This is a genomic window from Yeosuana aromativorans (assembly GCF_014646655.1).
Classification (GTDB): domain Bacteria; phylum Bacteroidota; class Bacteroidia; order Flavobacteriales; family Flavobacteriaceae; genus Yeosuana; species Yeosuana aromativorans.
This window is the reverse complement of the sequence record NZ_BMNR01000005.1, coordinates 21,280-44,589: the sequence shown is the minus strand read 5'-3', so window position 1 is coordinate 44,589 and position 23,310 is coordinate 21,280. Positions and strand designations below refer to the sequence as shown.

Sequence of the window (23,310 nt, the reverse complement as noted above, 5' to 3'; positions counted from 1 at the left end):
TTTAATCTTATGGCATCTGAGTTTAGTTTTCCTGTATGGCATTCCTAAATTCCATTAAAAAATATCATTTTTACCAAATTAAGTTTTTGGTAAATGTAAATCAAAAAAAATTTAAACAGAAACTCATCAACTACTTAAATTGTGCTTTTTGAAATTCCCAGCTCCAACCCTCTAAGTTCGGCCAGACCACGGAGCCTGCCAATCCCTGAATATCCAGGATTTGTCCTTTTACGCAAATCGTCCAGCATCTGGTGGCCATGGTCCGGGCGCATGGGTATTAATTTATCCTCCATCCCTATAGCCTTTCTTCTTCGTTCTTCAACAACAATTTCTTTAACCACACTGTACATATCAACATCGCCTTCCAAATGGTTAGCCTCGTAAAAATTGCCCTTTTCATCGCGCTTGGTACTTCTTAAATGTAAAAAGTGAACCCTGTCCGCAAAGCGCTTGAAAATCTGCACCAGATCATTATCAGCCCTGACCCCCAATGATCCCGTGCAAAACGTAATACCGTTGGCCCTGTCGGGCACTTGCTCAAACAAATGGGCGTAATCGGCTTCTGTACTGACAACCCTTGGCAGGCCCAATATAGGATATGGTGGATCATCCGGATGGATGCACATCAACACCCCATTTTGTGAGGCCACTGGAACAATTTCCTTTAAAAAAGCTACCAGGTTTTCTCTTAGCCTTTTTGCATCTATGTCCTTGTAAGTATCCAAAATGGTCTGGAACTGTTCCAAGGTGTAACCTTCCTCTGCACCTGGCAGGCCGGCGACAATATTGTTTATTAATGTTTGTTTGCCGTCTTCTGAAAGTGGTTCCATATAAGCTTTAGCCTCTGCCTTTTGTACTTCTGAATAGGATGCTTCTGCACCCGGCCTTTTAAGAAGGTACAGTTCAAAGGCGGCAAAAGCGGTCATATCAAACCTTAATGCTCTAGAGCCATCTTCAACTTCAAAGGCCAGATCGGTGCGTGTCCAATCCAATACGGGCATAAAATTGTAGCACACTATTTTGATACCGCAACTGGCCAGATTTTCAATGCTCTTTTTGTAATTCTCTATATACTTCTGAAAGTTCCCCGAACGCGTTTTGATGTTCTCGTGCACCGGGATGCTCTCCACAACGCTCCAGGTGAGCCCTTGGCTTTCTATGGCCTTCTTTCTTTTATTGATCTCGTCAACGCTCCAAACCGTTCCGTTGGGAACATGGTGCAAGGCCGATACGATGCCCGTTGCGCCTGCTTGTTTGATATCCGATAAGTTTACGGGGTCATTGGGACCGTACCATCTCCATGTTTGTTCCATGATCGTAATTTAATTATAGTTAAACGCCACTGTATGCCGAAAAGCCTCCATCAATGGGTATGACCACGCCCGTTACAAAAGAAGAGGCATCGTCACACAGATACAGTGTTGTGCTTATGAGGTCTTCTGGTTTGCCATAACGTCCCATAGGGGTCTGGTCTATGATTTGTTGGCCTCTTTTTGTTAAACTCCCGTCCGGATTGGTCAACAAGGCCCTGTTCTGTTCCGTAAGGAAAAAACCTGGCGCCAGGGCATTGACCCTAATGCCCACTTTTGAAAAATGTACAGCCAGCCATTGCGTGAAATTGGACACGGCCGCCTTGGCTCCACTGTAGGCCGGAATCTTAGTAAGAGGCGTGAAGGCGTTCATGGACGAGATATTGAGTATGCTGCAACCTTTTCTGCCAACCATATCCTTAGCGAATATTTGGGTTGGCAACAGGGTACCCAGAAAATTAAGATTGAACGTGAACTCGATGCCCTTAGGATCGAGGTCAAAGAACGTCTTAAAGCCCTCTGCGGAAGTCTTTAAATCTTCCATTTGAAAAAATGGGTTGGAGGTCGTTCCCAAGGGATGGTTACCGCCAGCACCGTTGACCAAAATATCACATGGTCCTAATTTAGTGTTCACTTCCTCTTTTGCTGATTCCAGTGACGCTTTTTCCAAAACATTGGCCATGACACCTATGGCTTTGCCTCCTTCTCCTTTAATTTCATCGGCCACTTTTTGGGCTGCTTCTTTTTTCAAATCCAGAACAGCTATTTTGTGACCTTCTTTTGCCAACGCTTTTGCCAACGTGCTACATAAAACACCGCCGGCCCCAGTTAATACGATTGTTTTGCTCATGTATTTAATTTTTTTAAGTTTTATCACCAATTATCATCATGGCCTTAGCTCTGTAATTTAAAAATTTACCTTGAAATTTTGGTTGGCTTAGAGTTACTCTTGTTTTCTTTAACATGTAAATCTTTAGCAATGTAATGGTGAGCAAAATTGGGAATATCATTACAATATAGTATTAAACCATCATGCATAATCCAATACTGTTTTACTGTATACCCATTCATATCACCAGCACTTGCTCCTTTTTTGATTTGTTCATTATCAGGATTTACTATTAATTTTAAACCAACGGATTCGTTCATCATCTCCAAATCACCTCTACTATTGCCACAAACCATTAGAGGGCGAGCTTTTATAAAAGTTTGAATGGCTTCGGCTTTGCCTTGGCCTTGAGGAATGGGGTATATTATTTGATTGGTGACCTTTCCATGGCTAATTACTGATTTCACTCCTAAAATTCTGTTTTTTGGAATACCTAAATTTTTATGTACAAATTCCTGGTAAAGCAGTTCTGGAGAAGCACTTAATACCCAAACTTCAAAGCCGTAAGCTTGCAAGTTTGCTAACAATTGCCGCAATTCTGGATATATTTTATTTTGATACTTTTCATGGAAACACTGATTTCCAATATGTTCAATTACTTCTGGAGTTAAACCAGCCAAAAAATCAATTCTTAATTGTAAATAAGCTTCTGACACATTATCGGTGCGCAGCATTTTGTTAATTATCTTCATTTTAGCCCTGGACAAGCTATCCTTTTTATGAGCATATTCAATTTCAGCAAATTGGTATATAGCTTCATCTGCCAGATAATATGGGGTCTGTCCCAGTAAAGTTCCATCACAATCAAAAACAGCCACTTTCCTTTCATTAATGATTATTGTTGAATTGAGAAAGCTTTCTATTCGTTGGTTGCTATTTGCGTCCCAACCATAAATATTTTTATAGGTTTGGGCCAAACAAGATGGGAAGACGATTAACCCCATCAAGAAAACACATAATTTTTTATTATTAAAAATAGGCATCGGGCACTGTTTTTTAAAACTCATATTTATTTTTATGACAAAACCAACATTAACAAGGCTGCTAAAACAGCACCAAATATTGGCCCAATTACAGGAATCCAAGAGTAGTTCCAATCACTAGATGCCTTGTTTTTAATAGGTAACAAAGCGTGCATAATTCTTGGTCCCAAATCACGGGCAGGATTTATAGCATACCCTGTCAACCCACCTAAAGACAGCCCAATGGACCAAACCAAAAAGGCAACTGGCAAAGCCCCCAACGACCCAAGACCAACCACTGTTTCAGATCTGGAAATAGTGGCGTCTGTAAAATATAGAATGGTGAATATGAGAACAAACGTCCCAATACTTTCACTAAGTACATTATAAAACGTGTTTCTTATGGCTGGTGCAGTACAAAAAACGGCTTTTTTGCTATCACTGTCTTCGGTTGCATCAAAATGATTTTTGTACAGTATCCAAACAGTAAAAGCGCCAATCATGGCGCCAATCATTTGGGCTAAAATATACAGAGGCACATCAACCCAAGGAAACTTTCCTGCCACAGCCAGACCAATGGTGACTGCCGGATTGATATGGGCTCCGCTGTAAGGGCCTGCAATAACTACCGCAACATAAACAGCCAAAGCCCAACCTGTGGTTATCACTATCCAACCACTGTTGTTTCCGTAAGTTTTATTTAGAACCACATTGGCAACAACGCCGCCACCTAACAAAATAAGTATGGCTGTTCCTATAATTTCTGAGATAAATGGTGTCATTATTTTTTGTTTGATTAAGATTTATTTTTTGGACCAATATTCCAATGCATCTATAGCTTTGTACCAGCCTTTGATTCTTTTGTCAATTTCTTTTCTGTCTGTGGTTGGATTGAAATAGGTGTCGGTTTGCCATATCTGCTGGATTTCTTCCGGACTTTCCCAATACCCTACTGCCAAGCCTGCTAAAAAAGCAGCTCCCATTGCAGTTGTTTCTACAATTTTGGGACGAACAGTGACCGTATTTAAAACATCTGTTTGGAATTGCATAAGCATATTATTGACCGTAGCGCCCCCATCCACACGTAATTCTTTGATTGATATTCCAGAATCAGCTTCCATGGCTTTTAAAATATCCATAGTTTGGTAGGCAATGGATTCCAATGCGGCACGTGCTATATGGGCATCGGTAATGCCGCGTGTTAAACCAAAAATAGTGCCCTGTGCTTGTTGGTTCCAATGAGGAGCTCCCAAACCAGCAAAAGCTGGGACAAAATATACCCCTTCAGAACTTTTTACAGAACTTGCCAGTGTTTCAACCTCAGATGAATTTCGAATAATTTTTAAGCCGTCTCGCAACCATTGCACCACAGCTCCCGCAATAAAAACACTTCCTTCTAAAGCATAATTGGTTTTACCGTTTATCTTCCAAGCAACCGTGGTCAATAAGTTGTTTTTTGAAACTGTAGCTTTCTCACCAATGTTCATCAACATAAAACAACCCGTTCCGTAAGTGTTTTTTACCATGCCCGGTTTTGTACACATTTGTCCAAATAAGGCCGCTTGCTGGTCTCCTGCAATTCCTGAAATTGGGATATTTACATCATAAAACGTTGATTTTGTATGGCCGTAAACTTCGCTAGACTGCTTCACTTCTGGCAGCATCTTTTTTGGTATGGTCAACAACTCTAATAATTCATCATCCCAATCCATGGTATTTATGTTGAACAACAAGGTTCGGGATGCATTGGTTACATCTGTAATATGTTGTCCCCCTTTTGTAAAGTTCCATATCAACCACGTATCAATAGTTCCCATAATAAGACTTCCAGATTCTGCTTTTTTTCTTGCACCATCTACATGATCTAAAATCCACTTTACTTTAGTACCTGAAAAATAGGAATCAATAACCAATCCTGTTTTCTCTCTAACACTCTTTTCGTGTCCTTGTTTTTTAAGTTCATCACAATAGCTTGAAGTTCTTTTGTCTTGCCAAACAATGGCATTATAAACTGGTTGGCCCGTATTTTTATCCCAAACCACCACTGTTTCCCTTTGATTGGTGATACCAATTGCTGCTATATTCTCAACATTCAAACCCTTTTTTGCAATAGCCTCTGCTGCTACCCCTGCTTGAGATGACCAAATTTCAAGTGGGTCATGCTCTACCCACCCGGGTTTGGGAAAATACTGTGCAAATTCTTTTTGAGCTAAAGAAATAATACTGCCCTTTTTGTCAAAAACAATGGCTCTTGAACTAGTGGTTCCTTGATCTAACGCTAATATGTATTTTTCCATGATTTTGGTTTGGTTATTATTAGCTACAAGTAGCTATTTATTTAGTTTTTAATAACATACTGACTTGCAACTCCTATAAAATTAGAAATTTGTTCATGTTTCCAATCATCATCCTTATTTAATTCATTTGCCAAAATAGTTGCAACCATTGGGGTAATTTCTATAGCAGCCTTTGCGTCTAAAAAAAGGACCCTAACACGTCTTGCCAAAATATCTTCAACAGTTCTAGCCATTTCATTTCGGATGGCCCAAACCACTTCTGCTTTTATGAACTCCAATCGTGGGTGTAATTTTTCCATCAATTCTGGAGATTCTTTAAAAAGTTGCTGAATTCCTTTTTGATCGCTTCCGTATACATTTAAATGATTTGATTCATCGATATTACCATCGGCTCCATGAATTAATAAATCTTTGGTTCTGCATTTAGCGTTTGGGAGTTTACCTAACTGAATGGCCTTATTAATGGTATCTTGTGCCATGCGCCTGTAAGTAGTCCATTTGCCACCCGTAATGGTAATTAATCCTGAATCTGACACTAAAATTTTATGGCTTCTTGATATCTCTTTCGTTTTTTCTGATTTATCTTTAGGTGCTGCCAAAGGGCGTAATCCTGCAAATATGCTCAAAATATCTTCTTTGCCCACTTTTTTTGTTAAATACCTATTGACTGTTTCTATAATAAAATCCAGTTCTTTATCAAGAGGTTTTGGTTCTAAACTATGGCCATCCAATAACGTGTCGGTTGTACCAACCAACACTCTATTATGCCAAGGCACTAAAAATAAAACCCTTCCATCATCTGTTTTTGGAATCATGATGGCATCGTTTCCGGGCAAAAAAGATTTCTCCAAAACCAAATGAACCCCTTGGCTTGGGCGAATTATATTTTTAGCAGAGGGATCATCCATTTTTAAAACCTCATCTGTAAAAACACCGGTGGCATTGATTACCACTTTGGCATTTAATCTATATGTTTGGTTAGTTTCAACATCCTTTGCCAAAACACCATTAACAAGGCCAGTAATACCTTTGAACAGTTTTTTAACCTTGTAATGATTTAAAACAGTAGCTCCATGTTCTATGGCACTTTGTGCAATATTTACAGCTAATCTAGCATCATCAAATTGACCATCGTGATACACAACCCCACCCCTTAGATACTCTGACTTAATAGTTGAAAGCCGTGTTAGGGTAATTTTTTTTGAAATTCCAAGAGATTTTCCGAAGCTCATTTTTCCTGCTAAAAAATCATATACTTTCAATCCCGCAGTGTAAAAAAAATTGTCCCACCAAGAATAACTTGGAATAATAAACGATTGGTTTCTTACTAAATGTGATGCATTTTTAAACATTAAACCTCTTTCGTGCAATGCCTCTTTAACCAAATCAATATTACCTTGTGCCAAGTATCTCACACCGCCGTGAACCAATTTGGTGCTTCGGCTAGAAGTTCCCTTTGCAAAATCCACCTGTTCTAAAAGCAGTGTTTTATAACCCCGGGTTGTAGCATCAAGTGCAATACCTAGACCTGTTGCGCCACCTCCAATGATGATTACATCCCATTCTGGGGTGGTCTTGAGCTTTGCAATTAATGTATTTCTATCAAACAAATTGATTCTATTTAGTTTTTGATAAGTTTTGTCAATTCTTTAGCATATCGTTTACCAAGTAGTCTTTGACTATTACTATCAAAATGGGTATTGTCAATGGTTTTTGTGCCCTCACTACTTATAACTGCTGTATTTTTTAATTTGCTTGGCAATTGTAAAATCATTGTATTAAAAGAATTTCTAATAGGATTGTCAGATGATAATTGTCCAACAATAAATGGTAAGTTTTTATTTTTGAAATCTTTTCTAAACGATTTAATTAAGGTTATTAGTTTTGGCATGTAACTTTTGTAGGTTGAAGCGTTTGACTCTCCTTGATGCCAAACAATGCCCTTTAATACTCCATATTTTAATGCTTTTTTTGTTTGATGTAAAGCTGCGCTATATAGCTTCCCGCCGGGCGCCCATTCCTCAATGGAAGTTCCTCCCCTAGCATTTACAACCAATCCAATATTTTTATCTGGATATTGTGCACTAAGTTCTTTGGCAAACCCATAGCCTAAACCCAATTTTTGCATGGTTATAGCTTTACGCACAGTAGAGTATTTATTTACTGGATTTGCTGTCTTTTCCCAAGGTCTTTCGTTTTTACCGGTAAATAGGTATACATTGTTAATGCTATCTTGATCTATTGACTCGATAGGAGCTCTTCCTGCCATGTTTGATTGTCCAATTAGTAAATAAATATCCATGAGGCCTGAAGCATACTTGTTTTCAGATTTCTCTTTGACTAATTGTGCCAACACCAAATTAGCAATAACATTTTGGCCCTCTTTTTCTAAATGAACACCATCTTTTGTATATTGATTAAAGACATTTTTCAAGGCTTCATAAACATTTACAAAATCGCAATTACAGGTCCTTGCTATTTTTTTAAAATTTCCAGTAATACGTTTTACTCTTTTTAAGCCTCCTTGATATTTTTTAGCCAATGTGTTATCACTGCCATAAGGAGGTGGAGACATAATAATGATATGAGGTTTGGTTTTAAAGCTGAAATTATAATTATTTATTTGTGTAATTAATAGTTTCATATTTGAGACCACTTCATTTTGTCTGTCTTTAAAGACATACTTAGCATCATTGGTTCCAAGCATCATTATCACATAATCTATGCGCCCTAAACTATCTTGAGCTGTTTTTAAATAGTGATCAAGATTTTTAAGTGTATTAAGTTCAACCCGACCATTGTTATCAAACCCAATGGTATTTCCTGGTCTAGATGTATTAAAAAGGTGATCGTTTGGTAGTTTATTTTTTAGTTGGTTAACCCAGCCGTAATCTAGTGCACCATTAGAATCACCTAAAACAAGGATGTTTTTTGGGTTTTGAGAAAATGAAATAGTTCCCGATAAAAATAGCCCTACGCAGAATATCTTAAGAAAATGACTTTTGATATTGGGTAAATTGATGATTTTTTTCAATGCTTTTTAGTTTTTTTGTTACAGTTAAAAATGGCGGATAAACTTCCAGCTATAAAATCGGCCTGTTTTTCTCGGATTTCCTTTTTATAGTGAATATGGTCTAAGTAAGCACCAGGAATATATTTCTTTGTAAACGTAAATAAATCAATTATTGGAACATGTGCATGATGCATTATGCTATCTGCTGCTTTATTGTAGGCTATCAAATCCCTTTCAAATCTAAAAAAAGGCACTCTTTTGTTGTGTATGCTATCTACAACTGGGGTACTACTCACCCACACTAATGTCACTCTCATCTTCTTACTTAAATTTACAATTTCAGCAAGATTGGATTTATAGTTTTTAAGCGATACCTGTGAACTATCATTTGGTGATTTTCGCTTAATATCGTGTAAGCCACAATTAACAAGTAAATAATCAGTCTTAAAACCTTTATCCTTCACTAAGGTTTTTAAATAGTCTAATACCATTTGAGAATCACCCCCATTTGCCCCAACGGGATTATCCAAATCTTTTAAGGCTTCTCCTTTATCCCTTTTTCGGTCATATTCAAAAAAACCTTTTAAAGAATTTTTTAGATACGGTCCATAATGAATAGAAACACTGTCTCCTATAACAAACACCTTTGGAAGCACTATACTAGTAAAGCTTTGTGATAGACCGATTGTTAAAGCAAATAACAAAACTTTTATAAAATTTTTGAAAAACCGCATTATAGTATGTTTTTAATTTAGAATTATTGAAATATAAATTCAAGCGTTTCATGAATATTTCCTGAGAATATTTCTGATTTCATTAAACCATTCTCTTGAATTAAAAGCTGTGCTTTAGATTTCATTCTTAATTGATTATATATGGTTTTAGAATGAATAAATATTTGCCATTTGCGTGATTCATTCATGCCATTATAATAGCCTTTTACTGGGTTAATTGTTAATTTAAATGAAGTATCATTTAGCTGTTCCATGTCTAAATCAGTTACTGCAAAAATTCCATTCAAGTAATCATTAGAAATACCATCATCTTCAATAAGTTGAAAATGGCCGTTTTTCCCCGGATATAAATGCAATTCTATAAAATCATTTGACCCTTTACTTATACTTCTTGAATAGCTTCTCATTGGTATAATAGCACCCTTTTTAACAAACAAGGGCATAACATTAATGTTGGCTTGAATGGTTTCATTTGTTCCTCCATCATACTCTTCTCCTGTCCAATAATTTATCCATGTATCCCCTTTAGGAAAATTTACAATGCGTGCTCTTGATCCTTCTTCATATATTGGAGCTACCAAAAAATTATCTCCAAAATGATAGGTGTATAAATCATCTTTTATAGGTCTGATTGTATTGATTCCATCTATTCTAGATTTATGAGCATAAGTATATATATATGGGAAAAGCTTCATTTTAAGATGTGAAAAGGTTTTGAATATGGTATCGGCCCTTTCAGAAATATTAAAAGCTATATTTCCAGACTTATTTTCAGGCTGGGAAAACGGTGTTGTTAATGGCACAAAAGTGGCAAATTGTAACCATCTAATATATAATTCTTCATCAACAAAACCATCTTCACTAACAGCAAAACCTCCCATATCATTGGCCAAGAAAGGTATTTTATGGTAATGTTTATTCAAATCAGTATACATGGCAATGTTTTCCTTTAACCCTACTTTTGGTATCCATGGCTGAAAAGGTCTCTTATGTTTGAAAGCAGACCAGTCTGACCTTGTATCATCAGTCCATTTGCCAGGGTATTTTTTATATTCTCCAGTTTCAACGCCATTACTATGTGAAAATATAAATCCTCTGCCTTTTGTTTCTTTTCCTTTTTCTTGTGTTAATTCAAACATTGCTTTTACAACAGGAACGGCATCTGTCCTGTCCAATTTTAAAAAATCTAGGCCATCTTCAAAAAAAGGCCCCATTTGTTTTTTAAAATAATCAACAGCCTCTGGGTTTTCAAAATCAATGTTTCCACACCAGGTACCATCTACTTTCACCGCATTACCATCCATTATGGTTGTTTTGCTGCCGTTATGCCATGAATTGTTGTTTACGTATTCATTTTTAAAATACCCTTTGGTTTTAAAATCATTGTATATTTCTTCATTCCCAGTTTTTAAAATACAGTCCCAAATCCACATGCCAGATTTTATATTTTTGTCTTCCATAAAAGACCAAAGATTTTTAAAACTTGGATATGAAATAGTATCTGCTACAAAATCTAAATATTTATCTGGTCCCTCTCCTTGATTTTTCCAATCCCAAATCCAAGAATCTATCCAAAAAGCATCAATAGGGTAGTCATGTTCAATAATATTATTTATTAATTGAATACTTTCTTTTTGATTAGTGTAAGCTCCATAAATATAGCCAAAAGCCCATGAAGGAGGGAGAACTACAGTTGAGTCTGCAATTTTTATATTGATTTTACCACCTTCATATGTTTTGATTTCATTTTTGCATGAAGACATCAATACAATAACTGAAACTGCCAATAAACATCTAAGTACTTTCATTGTTGAATTAATTAATTACTTCAAAAGATTCTTTTAGAGTATTTACAGAATTACCTCCAATAAAAACATCAAAATCACCAGGTTCTACCTCCCATTTTTTATTAGCAGTATAAAATTGTAATATTTTGTTGTTGATAGTGAAATTAATTGTTTTGGTTTCACCTACTTTAAACATTTCTTTTTTAAAAGCTTTTAGTTCTTTTACAGGTCTGGTTATACTACCAACACGGTCATGTATATACATTTGGATCACCTCCTCGCCGTCAAGATTACCAGTATTCGTTACATCTACAGATAAGTTGATGGTTCCTTCTTTAGAAATTTTAGATTTATCCAATTTGAGATTATCATACCGAAAAGATGTATAGCTCAACCCGAAACCAAAAGGATATAATGCATTGTTAGGAGCATCTCTGTAACCAGAATAAGTTACTAACTTCCCGCCATTGTATGGCCTACCCGTGTTTTTATGATTATAGTATAGAGGTTCTTGACCTACATTGTATGGAAATGATACAGGAAGTTTTCCAGAAGGATTATAATCACCAAATAAAACATCTGCTATAGCATTACCTGCTTGTGAACCAAGATGCCAACACTCTAAAATTGAAGGTACATGTTCTGAAGCCCATGTGATGTCCATTGGACGACCATTCATTAAAATAATAACAACATTTTTATTCACCTGCAGAACAGCTTTTAACAATTGTGATTGAACTCCGGCAAAACCTATATTGGTTTGGCTTCTACCTTCTCCAGTTTGATATGCATTTTCTCCAATAGCTAACAAAACAACATCTGCTTTTTTTGCGGCTGCAACTGCTGCCGGTATTTTAGATATATCTGTTTTATTTATATTTAAGGGATGAGAAAATAGACTTTGACCTGGTTTTAAATCATTCAAAATGAAATCGCAACCTTTTTGGTAGACAACTTCAGTTGTTGGGCTTACCATATTTTTAACACCTTCTAATAATGAAACAGCAGAATATGACTTGCCTTGGGCTCGCCAGTTCCCCAAAGGAGTGTCTTTATCATAAGCCAAAGGTCCAATGACAGCTATCGACTTTATAGATTTTTTTAAAGGAAGTAGTTGGTCTTCATTTTTCAATAGCACTATGGATTTTTTCGCAACTTCTCTAGCAAATTTTTGATTTTCAGCACTATAAACCTCTCTAACTTCTCTTTCTTCATTGCAATATTTATATGGGTCATCAAATAGTCCCAACTCAAATTTTAACTTTAAAATTCTTTTTACAGCATCATTTATTAATGCGACATCAATTTTGCCATCATTTACAAGTTTTTCAAGATTAGCTTCATAGGCATGTGATTCCATATCCATATCACTGCCAGCCTTAATGGCAATTTCAGATGCTTGATATTTGTCTTTGGCAATACCATGCGGCACTAACTCACCAATTGAACCCCAGTCGGAAACAATAAAACCATTCCAGTTCCATTTTCCTTTTAGTAAATCCCTCTGAATCCCTTTATGAGCTGTTGCAGGTATGCCATCTAATTCATTAAAAGAGTTCATGAATGTGGCAACTCCTGCTTCAGCCGCCGCTTTAAATGGAGGTAACACTTCATTATTAAGTTCGAATTCACCAATATTAACAGTGTTATATTCTCTTCCAGCTTCGGCCAATCCATAACCTGCAAAGTGTTTTGCGCAAGCAGCAATAGTGTTTTCTTTTGAAAGGTCATCCCCTTGAAAACCTTGAACTCTTGCCACAGCTATCATTGAATTTAAATATGGGTCTTCTCCAGCACCTTCCATAATGCGCCCCCAACGTGCATCTCTTGATATATCCATCATAGGAGCAAACGTCCATTGGATTCCTGATGCTGAAGCTTCTTTAGCTGCCATGGCAGCAGATTTTTTAATCAGTGCCAAATCCCAACTAGCAGATTCTCCAAGAGGAATAGGGAAAATGGTTTTATAACCATGAATAACATCATACCCAAAGATTAAGGGTATTTTAAGACGTGAGTTATCCATTACTAATTTTTGAGCTTCACGTGTGGCCTTAACAGAAACCACATTAAGCATAGAACCTACCAATCCATTTTTAAGTTTTTCTACTTTTTCTTTGTCACTCATTTTTGAAGGGGGGCCCGTTAGGTCCCAACCACCATTATATTGTACCATCTGACCTATCTTTTCTTTAAGGGTCATAAGGGATAAAACTGAATCAACTTTTTTTTCTATAATTTGGTCACCTAGTTTTAAATTTTGTACTTTACTTTTATTGTTTGAACAACCCATAGTAATTGTAAAAATTAAGATTGCTAAGCTTTGAAGAAATATTTTTTTTATCATAATAATTGATTATTCAAATTGTAATTTAACATATACAGGAAAATGATCTGAAGGATATCTCATATCCTTTGAATCCGTTAAAACACCGTATTTTAGGACCTTTAATTTTTGTGGTTCTGATATAAAAATGTAGTCTATTTGATTAATTATAGGCTCACAAAATTTAAACCCATTGAATGTTCCGTATGAACCAAAAGGTTCAGTTTTACTAACTTCTTTTGTGAATATCATGTTCTTTTTTAAATTAACAATAAGTCTACTCTCTGGAGTGTCATTAAAGTCTCCTGTAAGTATTACTGGATATTTTTTTGTGTTCAATTCGTTAATCCTATTTAAGATAAGTGTCATTCCCATATTTCTAGCTTTTTCTCCCTGATTATCAAGATGGGTATTAAACATCCAAAATTTCTTTCTGCTTTTCTTATCTTTAAAAAGACCATAGGTACATATTCTTATATATGCAGCATCCCATCCTTTAGATACACTATCAGGTGTTTCAGATAGCCAAAATGTATGGTGAGCTAATAATTCAAATTTATCAGTGTTATAAAATATTGCTGAGTATTCGCCTTTATTATTGCCTTCCCTTCCTTGTCCAATAAAACTGTAGTTTTTAAGCGTATCTTCCATATAACTTATTTGATGAGGCAAACCTTCCTGAGTCCCAAAAATATCTGGCTCATAAAATTTTATTTGTGATACTAAAAAATCCTTTCTGTTATTCCAAGCATTTTCACCATCTGATGCTACATCCAGCCTAAGGTTATAAGTCATTACAGAAAAGGTCTGACCTTTGACTATGGTTAAAAAAAAGCATGACATTATTAGCAATATTTTTTTCATAACGATTTATTTTTTTGATAAACTCTAACATAATCAACTATCATGGATTGTGGCCAGATAGTTTGATCAACACCTTTTTTTCCTCCCCATGTTCCTCCAACAGCAAAATTCATAATCATAAAGAAAGGTTGGTTGAATGGCCAATTATCTTCTGTTTTTATTGTTGGTGAATATGTGTTTGTAATATTTGAAGGGCTATCTATATAAAATTCTAATTTATCTGCTGACCATGTTATGCCATATATATGAAAATCTTCTTCAGCGGTTTTAAGGGGAATGATTTTATGAAAATCAGTTGAGCCATGCTGATATTCTGTGTGTACATTGGAATGTGTTGTGTCTGGTTGAAAGCCTACATATTCCATAACATCTATTTCTCCACATTTCGCCCAACCAACTTGATCCTTGTTTGAACCCAACATCCATAAAGCTGGCCATGTGCCTCTGCCTTTAGGCATTTTGGCTCTAAACTCTATACGACCATATTTAAATTCCTTTTTGCCTTGACTAGAAAGCCTTGTAGAGGTGTATCCTCCTTTTACATTTTCACCGGTTTTTGTGGCTGTCAAATAAAGTTTTCCATCCGCAACTTTATAATTATTTGTGCTTTCAGTATATTTTTGCCATTCATTATTAACCCTCCCTGCTTTCCAAATTTCAAATGACCAATTATTTAAATCAACCGAGGAGCCATTAAATTCGTCAGACCATACCAATTCGTACCCTTTGTAAACGTGTCTTGGTGTATTACACGACAATAAAAACAGCACAAATAACAATAGAATAATAGAGTTCATTTTCATTATTGCCCTGATCCTTTTAATTGATATACTCTTACATAGTCTACCACCATACTTTGGGGAAATATGGTTGCATCAACCCCTTCTCTTCCTCCCCAATTTCCACCAACAGCAAAATTCATTATTAAATAAAATGGTTGATTGAATGGCCAATTATCCTGGGTTTTCTCTTTTGGGGCATAAGTGTTCTTTATATTATCGGGGGAATCTATATAAAATTTTATAGCATCCTTGTTCCAAATAATACCATAGGTATGAAAATCTTCTTCGGCAGACTTAAGATTAATTGTAACCTTGTTGTTGGTGTAACCATAATCACTTTTTGTATGAATGTTTGAATGTGTCATATTGGGTTCATACCCTACATATTCCATGATATCTATCTCGCCACATAAGGGCCAATGGGCCTCGTCGTGGTCTGACCCCAACATCCATAATGCTGGCCAGGTACCTTTACCTGTTGGCATTTTAGCCCTAAACTCTATTCGCCCATATTTAAATTCCTTCTTTTTTTGGCTGGAAAGCCTAACGGATGTATATCCTCCTTTAACATTATCTCCTGTTTTTTTTGCCTTAATATAAAGTTTTCCATCTTCAACTTTATAATAGGCTGTGTCTTCAACATATTTTTGCCATTCGTTGTTTACTTTTCCAGCATCCCACAAAACGAAACTCCAATTATCCATATTTACGCTATTACCATCAAATTCATCTGACCAAACTAATTGATATTTTTTAGTAGGCTCGGCTGTTTTCTCTTTACATGAAAACAGCAGGCCCAAGCTAAAAACAAAAAAAACTAACTTTTGAAAACAAACTAATTTACTCATGCTCTTTATTTTTATAATATTTTTGAAGTATATAAAAGGCTTTCTTTTTTATACCATTATTTGATATAAGACCTTTTCTATTCCAACCGTCTTGAATATTAGGAAGCAATCTTTTAGGTGATTTAAAATCGACCAAGATCCATGGGCTAATTCCACTAATGTTTGGAATTTTATCAATCATTCTTAGGTTCTGTTGATATAAATATTCTTGATATTCCTCTGTCCAGCGTTCTTTTATTGTACCATGCAACCCTTGCAAAGCACCTCCACCAAATTCTGAAATGACCACAGGTTTGTCATATGAAATATCCCATTTGGCATTTGGTGCATTTTCTAATGATCCACCATACCAACCTGTATATTGGTTAAACGCAACGATATCCAAATACTCCCCCATTTTATCATCTACAATATTGACACCATTTTTATTATGTGTTTCAAGTGCAGCACTTATTAATCTAGTATTATCAAATGACTTGGTATGATTAACCAAATCAATCAAAAACTTATTTCTGGCATCAGAAGGAGGTGTTTCATTGGCCATGGACCAAATAACGATGCAAGCTCTATTCTTGTCTCTTGTGATGGCCTCTGTTAATTGGTTCTTGGCATTATTTAAGGCGCTTTCATTTTTGAAATCTATTGTCCAATAGACAGGAATTTCTTCCCAAACCATCATTCCTAATTGATCTGCCATCCTCACAATATGTTCATTGTGAGGATAGTGGGCTAACCTAACATAATTACACCCTAGCTCTTTTGCCCAATTCAATAACACCAAAGCATCAGCATCATTAAATGCACGAGCTGCCCGCATAGGGTTTTCCTCATGAATAGAGATGCCTTTTAAAAAGACAGATTTTCCATTTAATAGAATTTTGGGACCCTTAACCTCAATGGTTCTAAAACCAATATGATCTTCCAAAGTTTGATAATCTGTTTTTATATTCACAGCATATAATTTTGGTGATTCTGGCGACCAATAATGGATACCTTTAGTGTTTATTTCAAATCCTATTTTATTGTCATTTTTTACTAAAACTGTTGTTTGAACTTTTAATTCTGGAATTGAAATCGTTACTTTTTCTTCTTTTAAAACATTATTAAGCTTTATAAAACCAGAAATGCTGGTATTGCTGCCTTTTTTTAACTGTATGCTATAATCTTGTACAAAACTTTGTGGTTCTTCAATAAGTTTTACATCTCGTGTAATGCCACCGTAATTCCACCAATCTGTATTTATAGTTGGTATTGCTTCTTTAGTTCTTTTGTTATCAACTTTTACTACTAAGTAATTATTTTTTGGTTTTACTATGGAAGATATTTCGTAATTAAAAGGTGTAAACCCTCCAATATGGGTTCCTAATTTTTGACCGTTTAGATAAACTTCTGCTTTGTAATTAATGGCGCCAAAATAAAGAAACAGCCTGTTTAAAGGATTTGATTTTTTATAGTCAAAGGATTTTTTATACCAAATGGTCCCTTCATAATATAAAAGTTTTTCATTTTGAGAGTTCCAATCGCCAGGAACTAATAGCGTTTGAGATTTATCAAAGTCATATTCAACTAATTCTAACTTATCATCAGTATGATAATTTTTATAAAATGCTCTATTGTCGCTCTTTGTTTGTTTATCATAAGGCTCATGTCTATAATTATAGTAACCTGTTTCGTAAGGATCAATTATGTAATGCCACGTACCATTTAATGTTGTTGTATTTCGGTTAATAGTATTGGTAATTAAATCTTGAGAAAAAGACATTATTGGTAGTAGTAAGACAATTAAAACAGTAGTTCTTTTCATGGTTTTATTAAATTGATTTTAAAAAGGTCTAATCTTTAATTGAGCCTACTTTTTTTAATAAAAGCTCTGGCTCATTAGTTGTAATGAAATCAAAATTATTTTCTAGTAACCAATCTATATCATCAGGCTTATTTACTGTCCAAGCATTTAATGAAACGCCTATTTCTTTAGCCCTTTTGATCCACTCTGGGTGATCTTTAAAAATCTTTAAATAATAATCGATTCCCGATATTCCATCTGCTTTAACTTCATCTGGAGATTTATTTCCTTTTAAGTATTGTGTTTTGGTTTGACTAATTTTAGTTATCTCCTTCAAAATATCATAATCAAAACTGATATAGAGAGCCATGTATGGTGTTGCTTTCAAATTTTTAACCAAATCCACTACTTTTGTAGCAATAAATTTGCCCCTTTCCTTATTTTTTGATGGTTTTATTTCACAAACTAACCCTGTGGTTGTATTGTTTGACATTCCTGCAATTAAATATTCTTTTAAAGTTGGCAGTTTCTCTCCATTTGAAAGCTTGAATTTTAGCAAGTCAGCATATTTTGTTTCTTCAATAGGGAGTCCATTATACTCTTTGTCATGATTTATAATAAGCACACTATCAGAAGTCATTCGCACATCAAATTCAGAACCAGCGCATTTTAATTCAATGGCTTGTTTTAAAGACGCAATGGAGTTTTGTGGTAATTGTTTTTGTTTCCAAGCACCACGATGCGCAATTACTTTATTTTTATTGTTGGGTACCTCACAATTCATACTAGAGAATGAACATAAAGCTGCAAATACAATTGTTATTATAAATCTCAAAGTCATATTCATCTTTTGGTCCTGTAAAAAAGATTGGAAAAAAGCCCTTATGGGTCTTCAGTTAGTTTAAAAATAACACCTAGAGAGTTTTTAAGCTCTTTAGGTGTTATACAAAAATTAACAAAAAACTAACTACTCAAATAATTTAAAGTCTCATTATTGTAAATACCAAGGCAAACCCATTGTATTATCAACACCATTATATTGCGAATCAATGGCTTTTTGATAGTTTTCAGGATTGGTAGTTAACTCACTCGTTGGGTATTTCCAACGTTTAGGAAATACTGTTGAATTATCTTCGTTTAAATTGGTTGCCGGATTTAAGATATATTGTGGATATCCAGTACGCAAGAATTGAGGATAATAACTGCTATTGGGTTGAAAGAAATCTATCAACCAACGTTGTGTTAAAATTTGTTTTAATCTATCTTGCTTGGTACCGCTTGTTTTATAGGCAGCTTCTCCTGTAAAATAATTGTCAATATAGCTTTGCGTAATTTCCATACCGTGCACTAAACCAGCCGTATGAGGCAGATTCATGTAATAAGACAATTGTGCCTTAACACCGTTTTCATAATACTCTTGTGCATTGCCTGTAACCCAACCTTCTTCTATAGCTTCAGCTATGATAAAACATTGTTCGGCATAGGTAAAATATAACAAAGGATCGTTATCTCTAAATTGCGTATACCGGATATTAACTAAAGAATACATGCCATTATCACCATTGATAGATAATGTGTTAGGATCCAATTCATAAGGAGCCCCAACATACGCATCAAAATCAGATTCAGTTAAACCGCCATCAATTTCAGCTTGCGCTGGATCAGCAAAATAAAATAATCTATAATCATTATTATTTTTCAAAGTTTCTACAGCCAATGTTGAAGGGGCTTGATCCAGTCTCTGATTATTAGCATTAAAAAACGGAAAAGTTGCATTGACGTTTTCTGTATAAACCAATTTAAAATCATCGTCATAACTGCTCATTAAATGACCTCCATTAACAATAGCCGCAAATCTAGCTTTTTGGTCCGGAGTTACTTTTTTACTCATGGTTTGAATCACTTTTAACTGCATGGCATTACAAAGTTTACGCCATTTATCAGCATTGCCACCATACATAATGTCGCCACCTAAAGTAGCACCTTCTGCAAAATAAGCTTCTGCTTGTTTTAAATCATCAAGAATGTATTGAAATACATCAGCCTGTTTATCATAAATGGGTTTTGTAATGCCGTCTTCTGCCATCCCTGCTTCAGAATAAGGAATGTCTCCCATATCCAAAGTAGCTGAAAAGCCATACCATGCTTTTAAAAATAAGGCCAAACCTTGATAAGATGATTGCGACACACTTCCATCGGAAAACTTAATCATATCCTTTAGGTCTGTTAAATATTTATAATTTCCAAAACTTCCATATGGATAATAGGACCAATAATATTGACCAGGTTCTGGTGAAGAACCCAATTTGGTTACATGGTGATTAAACACCGTAATTTGCACATAAACATCTGGACTACTATTAGATAGTTTAAATGTTTTTACCAATGTATTAGAAGCTAGCATATCCGGCTTTGCGGTAGTTGATTTATCCGGATTGGTATTTATCTCCTCAAAATTACTACAAGATGCAGCAAGGAAAAGGGTTGCTATAAAAATATATTTTAATTTTTTCATAGTTGTATTTATTAAAATGAAAGTTTAATGTTAGTTCCAATATACCTTGAAGAAGGATCTGCAAAATTATCACTACCTCCATCAGGATCAGTATATGTAAAATCTTTTGACCATAAAAACACATTTTGTCCTATAAAACTTATAGAAGCATTTTTTACTGGTCCCCACTTAGATAAAATGTTTTTAGGAACGGTGTAGGTTATTGATAGTTCACGTAGTTTAAAAAATGTTCTATCAAAAATGTCTTCTTGGGTTCCCGTGCCACCCCATGCAGTACCTCCATGCAATGTTCTTATGTAGTCTTTATAAGTTACATATACATCATTAGGAGCGAAAACACGCGTGTCTTCAATGACTTCTCCAGTATTACTATCAGTTACGTAATTACCCGAAACAACCTGCACACCATTTCCAAGATAATTTTTAGACCCAGGTGTAGCTACGTCCAATGCCCTTTCAGGAGTTACAGTACCTGGGTGAACACCTTGTAACCACATGTAAGCTTCAGTAGTAGATGAGCTCATACCGCCAACAACACCATCAAAGGATGCAAATAAACTCCAGTTTTTGTATCGCAAGGTTGTATTAAGACCCCAAATCCAATCAGGGTTTTTATATCCTATAACAGAAGAATAGTTTTCTTTTTGCAAAAGCCCTGATCTATATATACGCTGACCAGCAAATTCACCGCTTGGAACTGTTTGGAATGTTCTAATGGTATAAGGGTCTGTTCGTTCTCCTACTTTTACCCATGGTTTGTTAGCTGAGTATTCCTCATCCAATTTAGAATAAACCTCTTTATAGGTTGACCAGTTAATACCTAAATCCCATTGTAGGTTTTCATTTTTAATAGGAGTCCCTGTTAAGGCAACAATCCAACTTTTTCTGGTTCTTTCCTCATCAGTATTTAAATAATTAGAGTTATATCCAGATGCTGAACTTAATGGACCAGCTACTAATGGATCATAAGCTCGTCTGCTAGCATAAGATATATCACCCGTTAGTCGTTTTTTAAAAAATATACCTTGCAACCCAACTTCATAAGTATCAGATGCAGATGGACGAACATTATCTAAATCATACAGAGAACTAGGAGAAGCAGTACCACTAACATCATTCCAAATACTTGATGAAGAAGTATATACACTATTAATAGCATAAATACCTGCAGGATCTTTTGCTTGTGTCCAAGAACCTCTCACTTTTAATAAATCTATCCAATCTTTTGTTGCCTCAGGTAAGAGTTCTGACACTACAAAACTTGTTGAAACAGATGGATAAAAATAATGACGCTTAGATTTTGCAACACCTGGTCCAGCTAACGTAGAACTCCAGTCATTACGGCCTGTTATATCTAAATATATTAATTTATCCCATGAAAAAGCCAAGCGTCCAAAAGCTGAATTAACTTGTTGTGATCGTCTTTCTTCAGCCACTGTTGCTGGATTAACCGATGCCGCTAATGAGAAAAATCCAGGGACAGAGATACCTCCAACAGTTGTAGCATTAATATTTTCGTCTTTTTGGTAGAAAATGGTTCCACCAACCAGATAATCCATCTCAAGTTTATCATTAACAAATTTCTTATTACCTGTAAATAGTAAATCACTGTTAGAACTAAATCCTGTTGTTTTACCTACCAAATATGCTCCTGTTCTAGCGCCATTAAAAGTTAATCCAGACCTGTATGAAAAATATGGCAACCCAGTATCACCAAGTGATGTGTAAGACCCTTGTGACAGTCTCAATCTACCTGTATCTCCATAAAAATCTAAACCTGAGCGTACTGTTGCTTTTAACCAGTCTGTTATCTCGTAGCTTGCGGTTAAATCGGCATTAAAAATATCACGAATTACTTCATTGGTTCTTTCATATCTGTCATAATAAGGATTGTTTTGATTTTTTCCACTGTAGGAGTCATTTGCTAAATCATAACCAAAATGGTTATTTTGTAACACACCTGGAATTAACCAATAATCTTTATAATCTTGTAAATTAAAATCTGAGGAACTATTTACCAATAAAGTGTACATAGGATCGTAAGATGTATAACCATTGGAGCCCATGTTTGGTGTATATCTTCTAGAATATGATAAATTAGAGGTTAATTTAAATTTATCTAAATTGATGTCGCCTCCAAAGGTATAAGTATATTTATCTAATTTAGAATTTGGATAACGGCCTTTATTTTCTGTCCAGTTTAATGAACTTCTAAGAGCGACTTTATTTTCTCTAAATGTAACATTAACATTATTGTTTGTTATATATCCTTGTTCCAAAAAATTCTTGAAATTATCTTTCCCTACAGGTAAATATGCATAATCCCTATATTCTTTTGCAATAGGGTCCCATTGTGTTTGAATGGAGCCATCCATCAATCCTCCCCAAGATTGGTCCTTAAACTGTTGGTATGTGTTATTTTCACCACGCCCGTAAACACTTTGTTTTTCAGGAATTGCTAAATACCCGGCAGTAAACATCGTGTTGGTGGATAAATCAACCGATACGCCCATGTCAGCACCACTACCATTTTTTGTAGTAATTAAAATAGCCCCAAATCTTCCACGGAAACCATATAATGCAGAAGCATTAGGTCCTTTAAGTGTTGTAATTGACTCGATATCTTCGGCAGAAATATCATTTAAAGATTTATTGGCGTAGGCAATACCATCAATGACAAGCAGTGGTTCATCTCCTAGTATCCTAATTGTAGGAGCGACATTAAAATCTGTCGGGTTTGTAACCAATACCCCGGCTACTTTACCAGAAAGCGATGTAGCGGCATCTATACCCTGAACTCTTTGAAGGGTTTCTCCTTTAATTTCCTGCACCGCATAACCAAGGGCTTTTTGCTCTCTTTTAATACCTAAAGCTGTTACAACAATTTCATCTAAGTTTTGAGCTTCAGACTCTAATGACACATTTAAATAATCAGAATTTTTAATTGTAAGCACTATTGTTTTATATCCAATGTATGAGAAAACAAGATTTTCTCCTTTTTGAATATTACTTATGGAAAATTTACCATCAAAATCAGTTGTGGTTCCTCTGCTTGTATTTTGAACCACTACAGTTACTCCAGGAAGCGGCATACCATTTTCATCTGATACAGTTCCTCCAATTTCTAAAGTTTGTGCTTGCATTGCAAAAACTCCAAACAATAAAAAAATCGAAAAAAAGATTTTCTTTTTGTTAGAACA

The 23,310-nt window shown here is 35.3% G+C and carries 17 protein-coding genes; all 17 read right to left on the bottom strand.

What is annotated here, in order from left to right:
- Window positions 1-134: 134 nt before the first annotated feature.
- The gene (gene uxuA / locus IEW94_RS11535) at window positions 135-1,313 is read right to left on the bottom strand and encodes a mannonate dehydratase (RefSeq protein ID WP_188653159.1); all 1,179 of its coding nucleotides are present in this window, start codon (window positions 1,311-1,313) and stop codon (window positions 135-137) included.
- Window positions 1,314-1,332: 19 nt separating this feature from the next.
- Complete coding sequence (locus IEW94_RS11530; RefSeq protein ID WP_188653157.1) at window positions 1,333-2,160, bottom strand: SDR family oxidoreductase; 828 nt, start codon at window positions 2,158-2,160, stop codon at window positions 1,333-1,335.
- 65 nt (window positions 2,161-2,225) lie between these two features.
- Window positions 2,226-3,143, bottom strand: coding sequence for an HAD family hydrolase (locus tag IEW94_RS11525; RefSeq protein ID WP_229669512.1), 918 nt, complete (start codon window positions 3,141-3,143; stop codon window positions 2,226-2,228).
- 71 nt (window positions 3,144-3,214) lie between these two features.
- Window positions 3,215-3,943, bottom strand: a complete 729-nt coding sequence (locus IEW94_RS11520; RefSeq protein ID WP_188653155.1) for an MIP/aquaporin family protein — start codon at window positions 3,941-3,943, stop codon at window positions 3,215-3,217.
- 21 nt (window positions 3,944-3,964) lie between these two features.
- Window positions 3,965-5,458: a glycerol kinase GlpK gene (glpK, locus tag IEW94_RS11515; protein WP_188653153.1), complete on the bottom strand. Its 1,494-nt coding sequence runs from the start codon at window positions 5,456-5,458 to the stop codon at window positions 3,965-3,967.
- 41 nt (window positions 5,459-5,499) lie between these two features.
- Entirely contained in the window at window positions 5,500-7,068 is a 1,569-nt protein-coding gene (locus tag IEW94_RS11510) for a glycerol-3-phosphate dehydrogenase/oxidase (protein WP_229669511.1), read from the bottom strand.
- Window positions 7,069-7,079: 11 nt separating this feature from the next.
- Complete coding sequence (locus tag IEW94_RS11505) at window positions 7,080-8,492, bottom strand: sialate O-acetylesterase (protein WP_188653151.1); 1,413 nt, start codon at window positions 8,490-8,492, stop codon at window positions 7,080-7,082.
- The gene (locus IEW94_RS11500; protein ID WP_188653149.1) at window positions 8,489-9,205 is read right to left on the bottom strand and encodes an SGNH/GDSL hydrolase family protein; all 717 of its coding nucleotides are present in this window, start codon (window positions 9,203-9,205) and stop codon (window positions 8,489-8,491) included. Before IEW94_RS11500 ends, IEW94_RS11505 begins: the two co-directional genes overlap by 4 nt.
- A gap of 23 nt (window positions 9,206-9,228) precedes the next feature.
- Window positions 9,229-11,013 carry a glycoside hydrolase family 31 protein gene (locus IEW94_RS11495; protein ID WP_188653147.1) on the bottom strand — a complete coding sequence of 595 codons (1,785 nt, stop codon included), beginning with the start codon at window positions 11,011-11,013 and terminating at the stop codon, window positions 9,229-9,231.
- Between the two features lie 7 nt (window positions 11,014-11,020).
- On the bottom strand, window positions 11,021-13,285 hold the full coding sequence (gene bglX, locus IEW94_RS11490; RefSeq protein ID WP_229669524.1) for a beta-glucosidase BglX: 2,265 nt from the start codon (window positions 13,283-13,285) through the stop codon (window positions 11,021-11,023).
- Window positions 13,286-13,348: 63 nt separating this feature from the next.
- Window positions 13,349-14,182: an endonuclease/exonuclease/phosphatase family protein gene (locus IEW94_RS11485; protein WP_188653143.1), complete on the bottom strand. Its 834-nt coding sequence runs from the start codon at window positions 14,180-14,182 to the stop codon at window positions 13,349-13,351.
- Window positions 14,179-14,985 carry a glycoside hydrolase family 16 protein gene (locus IEW94_RS11480; RefSeq protein ID WP_188653141.1) on the bottom strand — a complete coding sequence of 269 codons (807 nt, stop codon included), beginning with the start codon at window positions 14,983-14,985 and terminating at the stop codon, window positions 14,179-14,181. The genes IEW94_RS11485 and IEW94_RS11480 overlap by 4 nt, the downstream gene beginning before the upstream one ends.
- Complete coding sequence (locus IEW94_RS11475; protein ID WP_188653140.1) at window positions 14,985-15,812, bottom strand: glycoside hydrolase family 16 protein; 828 nt, start codon at window positions 15,810-15,812, stop codon at window positions 14,985-14,987. The genes IEW94_RS11480 and IEW94_RS11475 overlap by 1 nt, the downstream gene beginning before the upstream one ends.
- Window positions 15,805-17,616 (bottom strand): glycoside hydrolase family 2 protein, encoded by a 1,812-nt coding sequence (locus IEW94_RS11470; RefSeq protein WP_188653138.1) that lies wholly within the window; start codon window positions 17,614-17,616, stop codon window positions 15,805-15,807. The genes IEW94_RS11475 and IEW94_RS11470 overlap by 8 nt, the downstream gene beginning before the upstream one ends.
- Before the next feature lie 28 nt (window positions 17,617-17,644).
- Complete coding sequence (locus IEW94_RS11465; protein WP_188653136.1) at window positions 17,645-18,436, bottom strand: glycerophosphodiester phosphodiesterase family protein; 792 nt, start codon at window positions 18,434-18,436, stop codon at window positions 17,645-17,647.
- Window positions 18,437-18,586: 150 nt separating this feature from the next.
- Window positions 18,587-20,110 carry a SusD/RagB family nutrient-binding outer membrane lipoprotein gene (locus IEW94_RS11460; RefSeq protein WP_188653135.1) on the bottom strand — a complete coding sequence of 508 codons (1,524 nt, stop codon included), beginning with the start codon at window positions 20,108-20,110 and terminating at the stop codon, window positions 18,587-18,589.
- Window positions 20,111-20,121: 11 nt separating this feature from the next.
- Window positions 20,122-23,253: a SusC/RagA family TonB-linked outer membrane protein gene (locus IEW94_RS11455; protein ID WP_188653133.1), complete on the bottom strand. Its 3,132-nt coding sequence runs from the start codon at window positions 23,251-23,253 to the stop codon at window positions 20,122-20,124.
- Window positions 23,254-23,310: the final 57 nt, after the last annotated feature.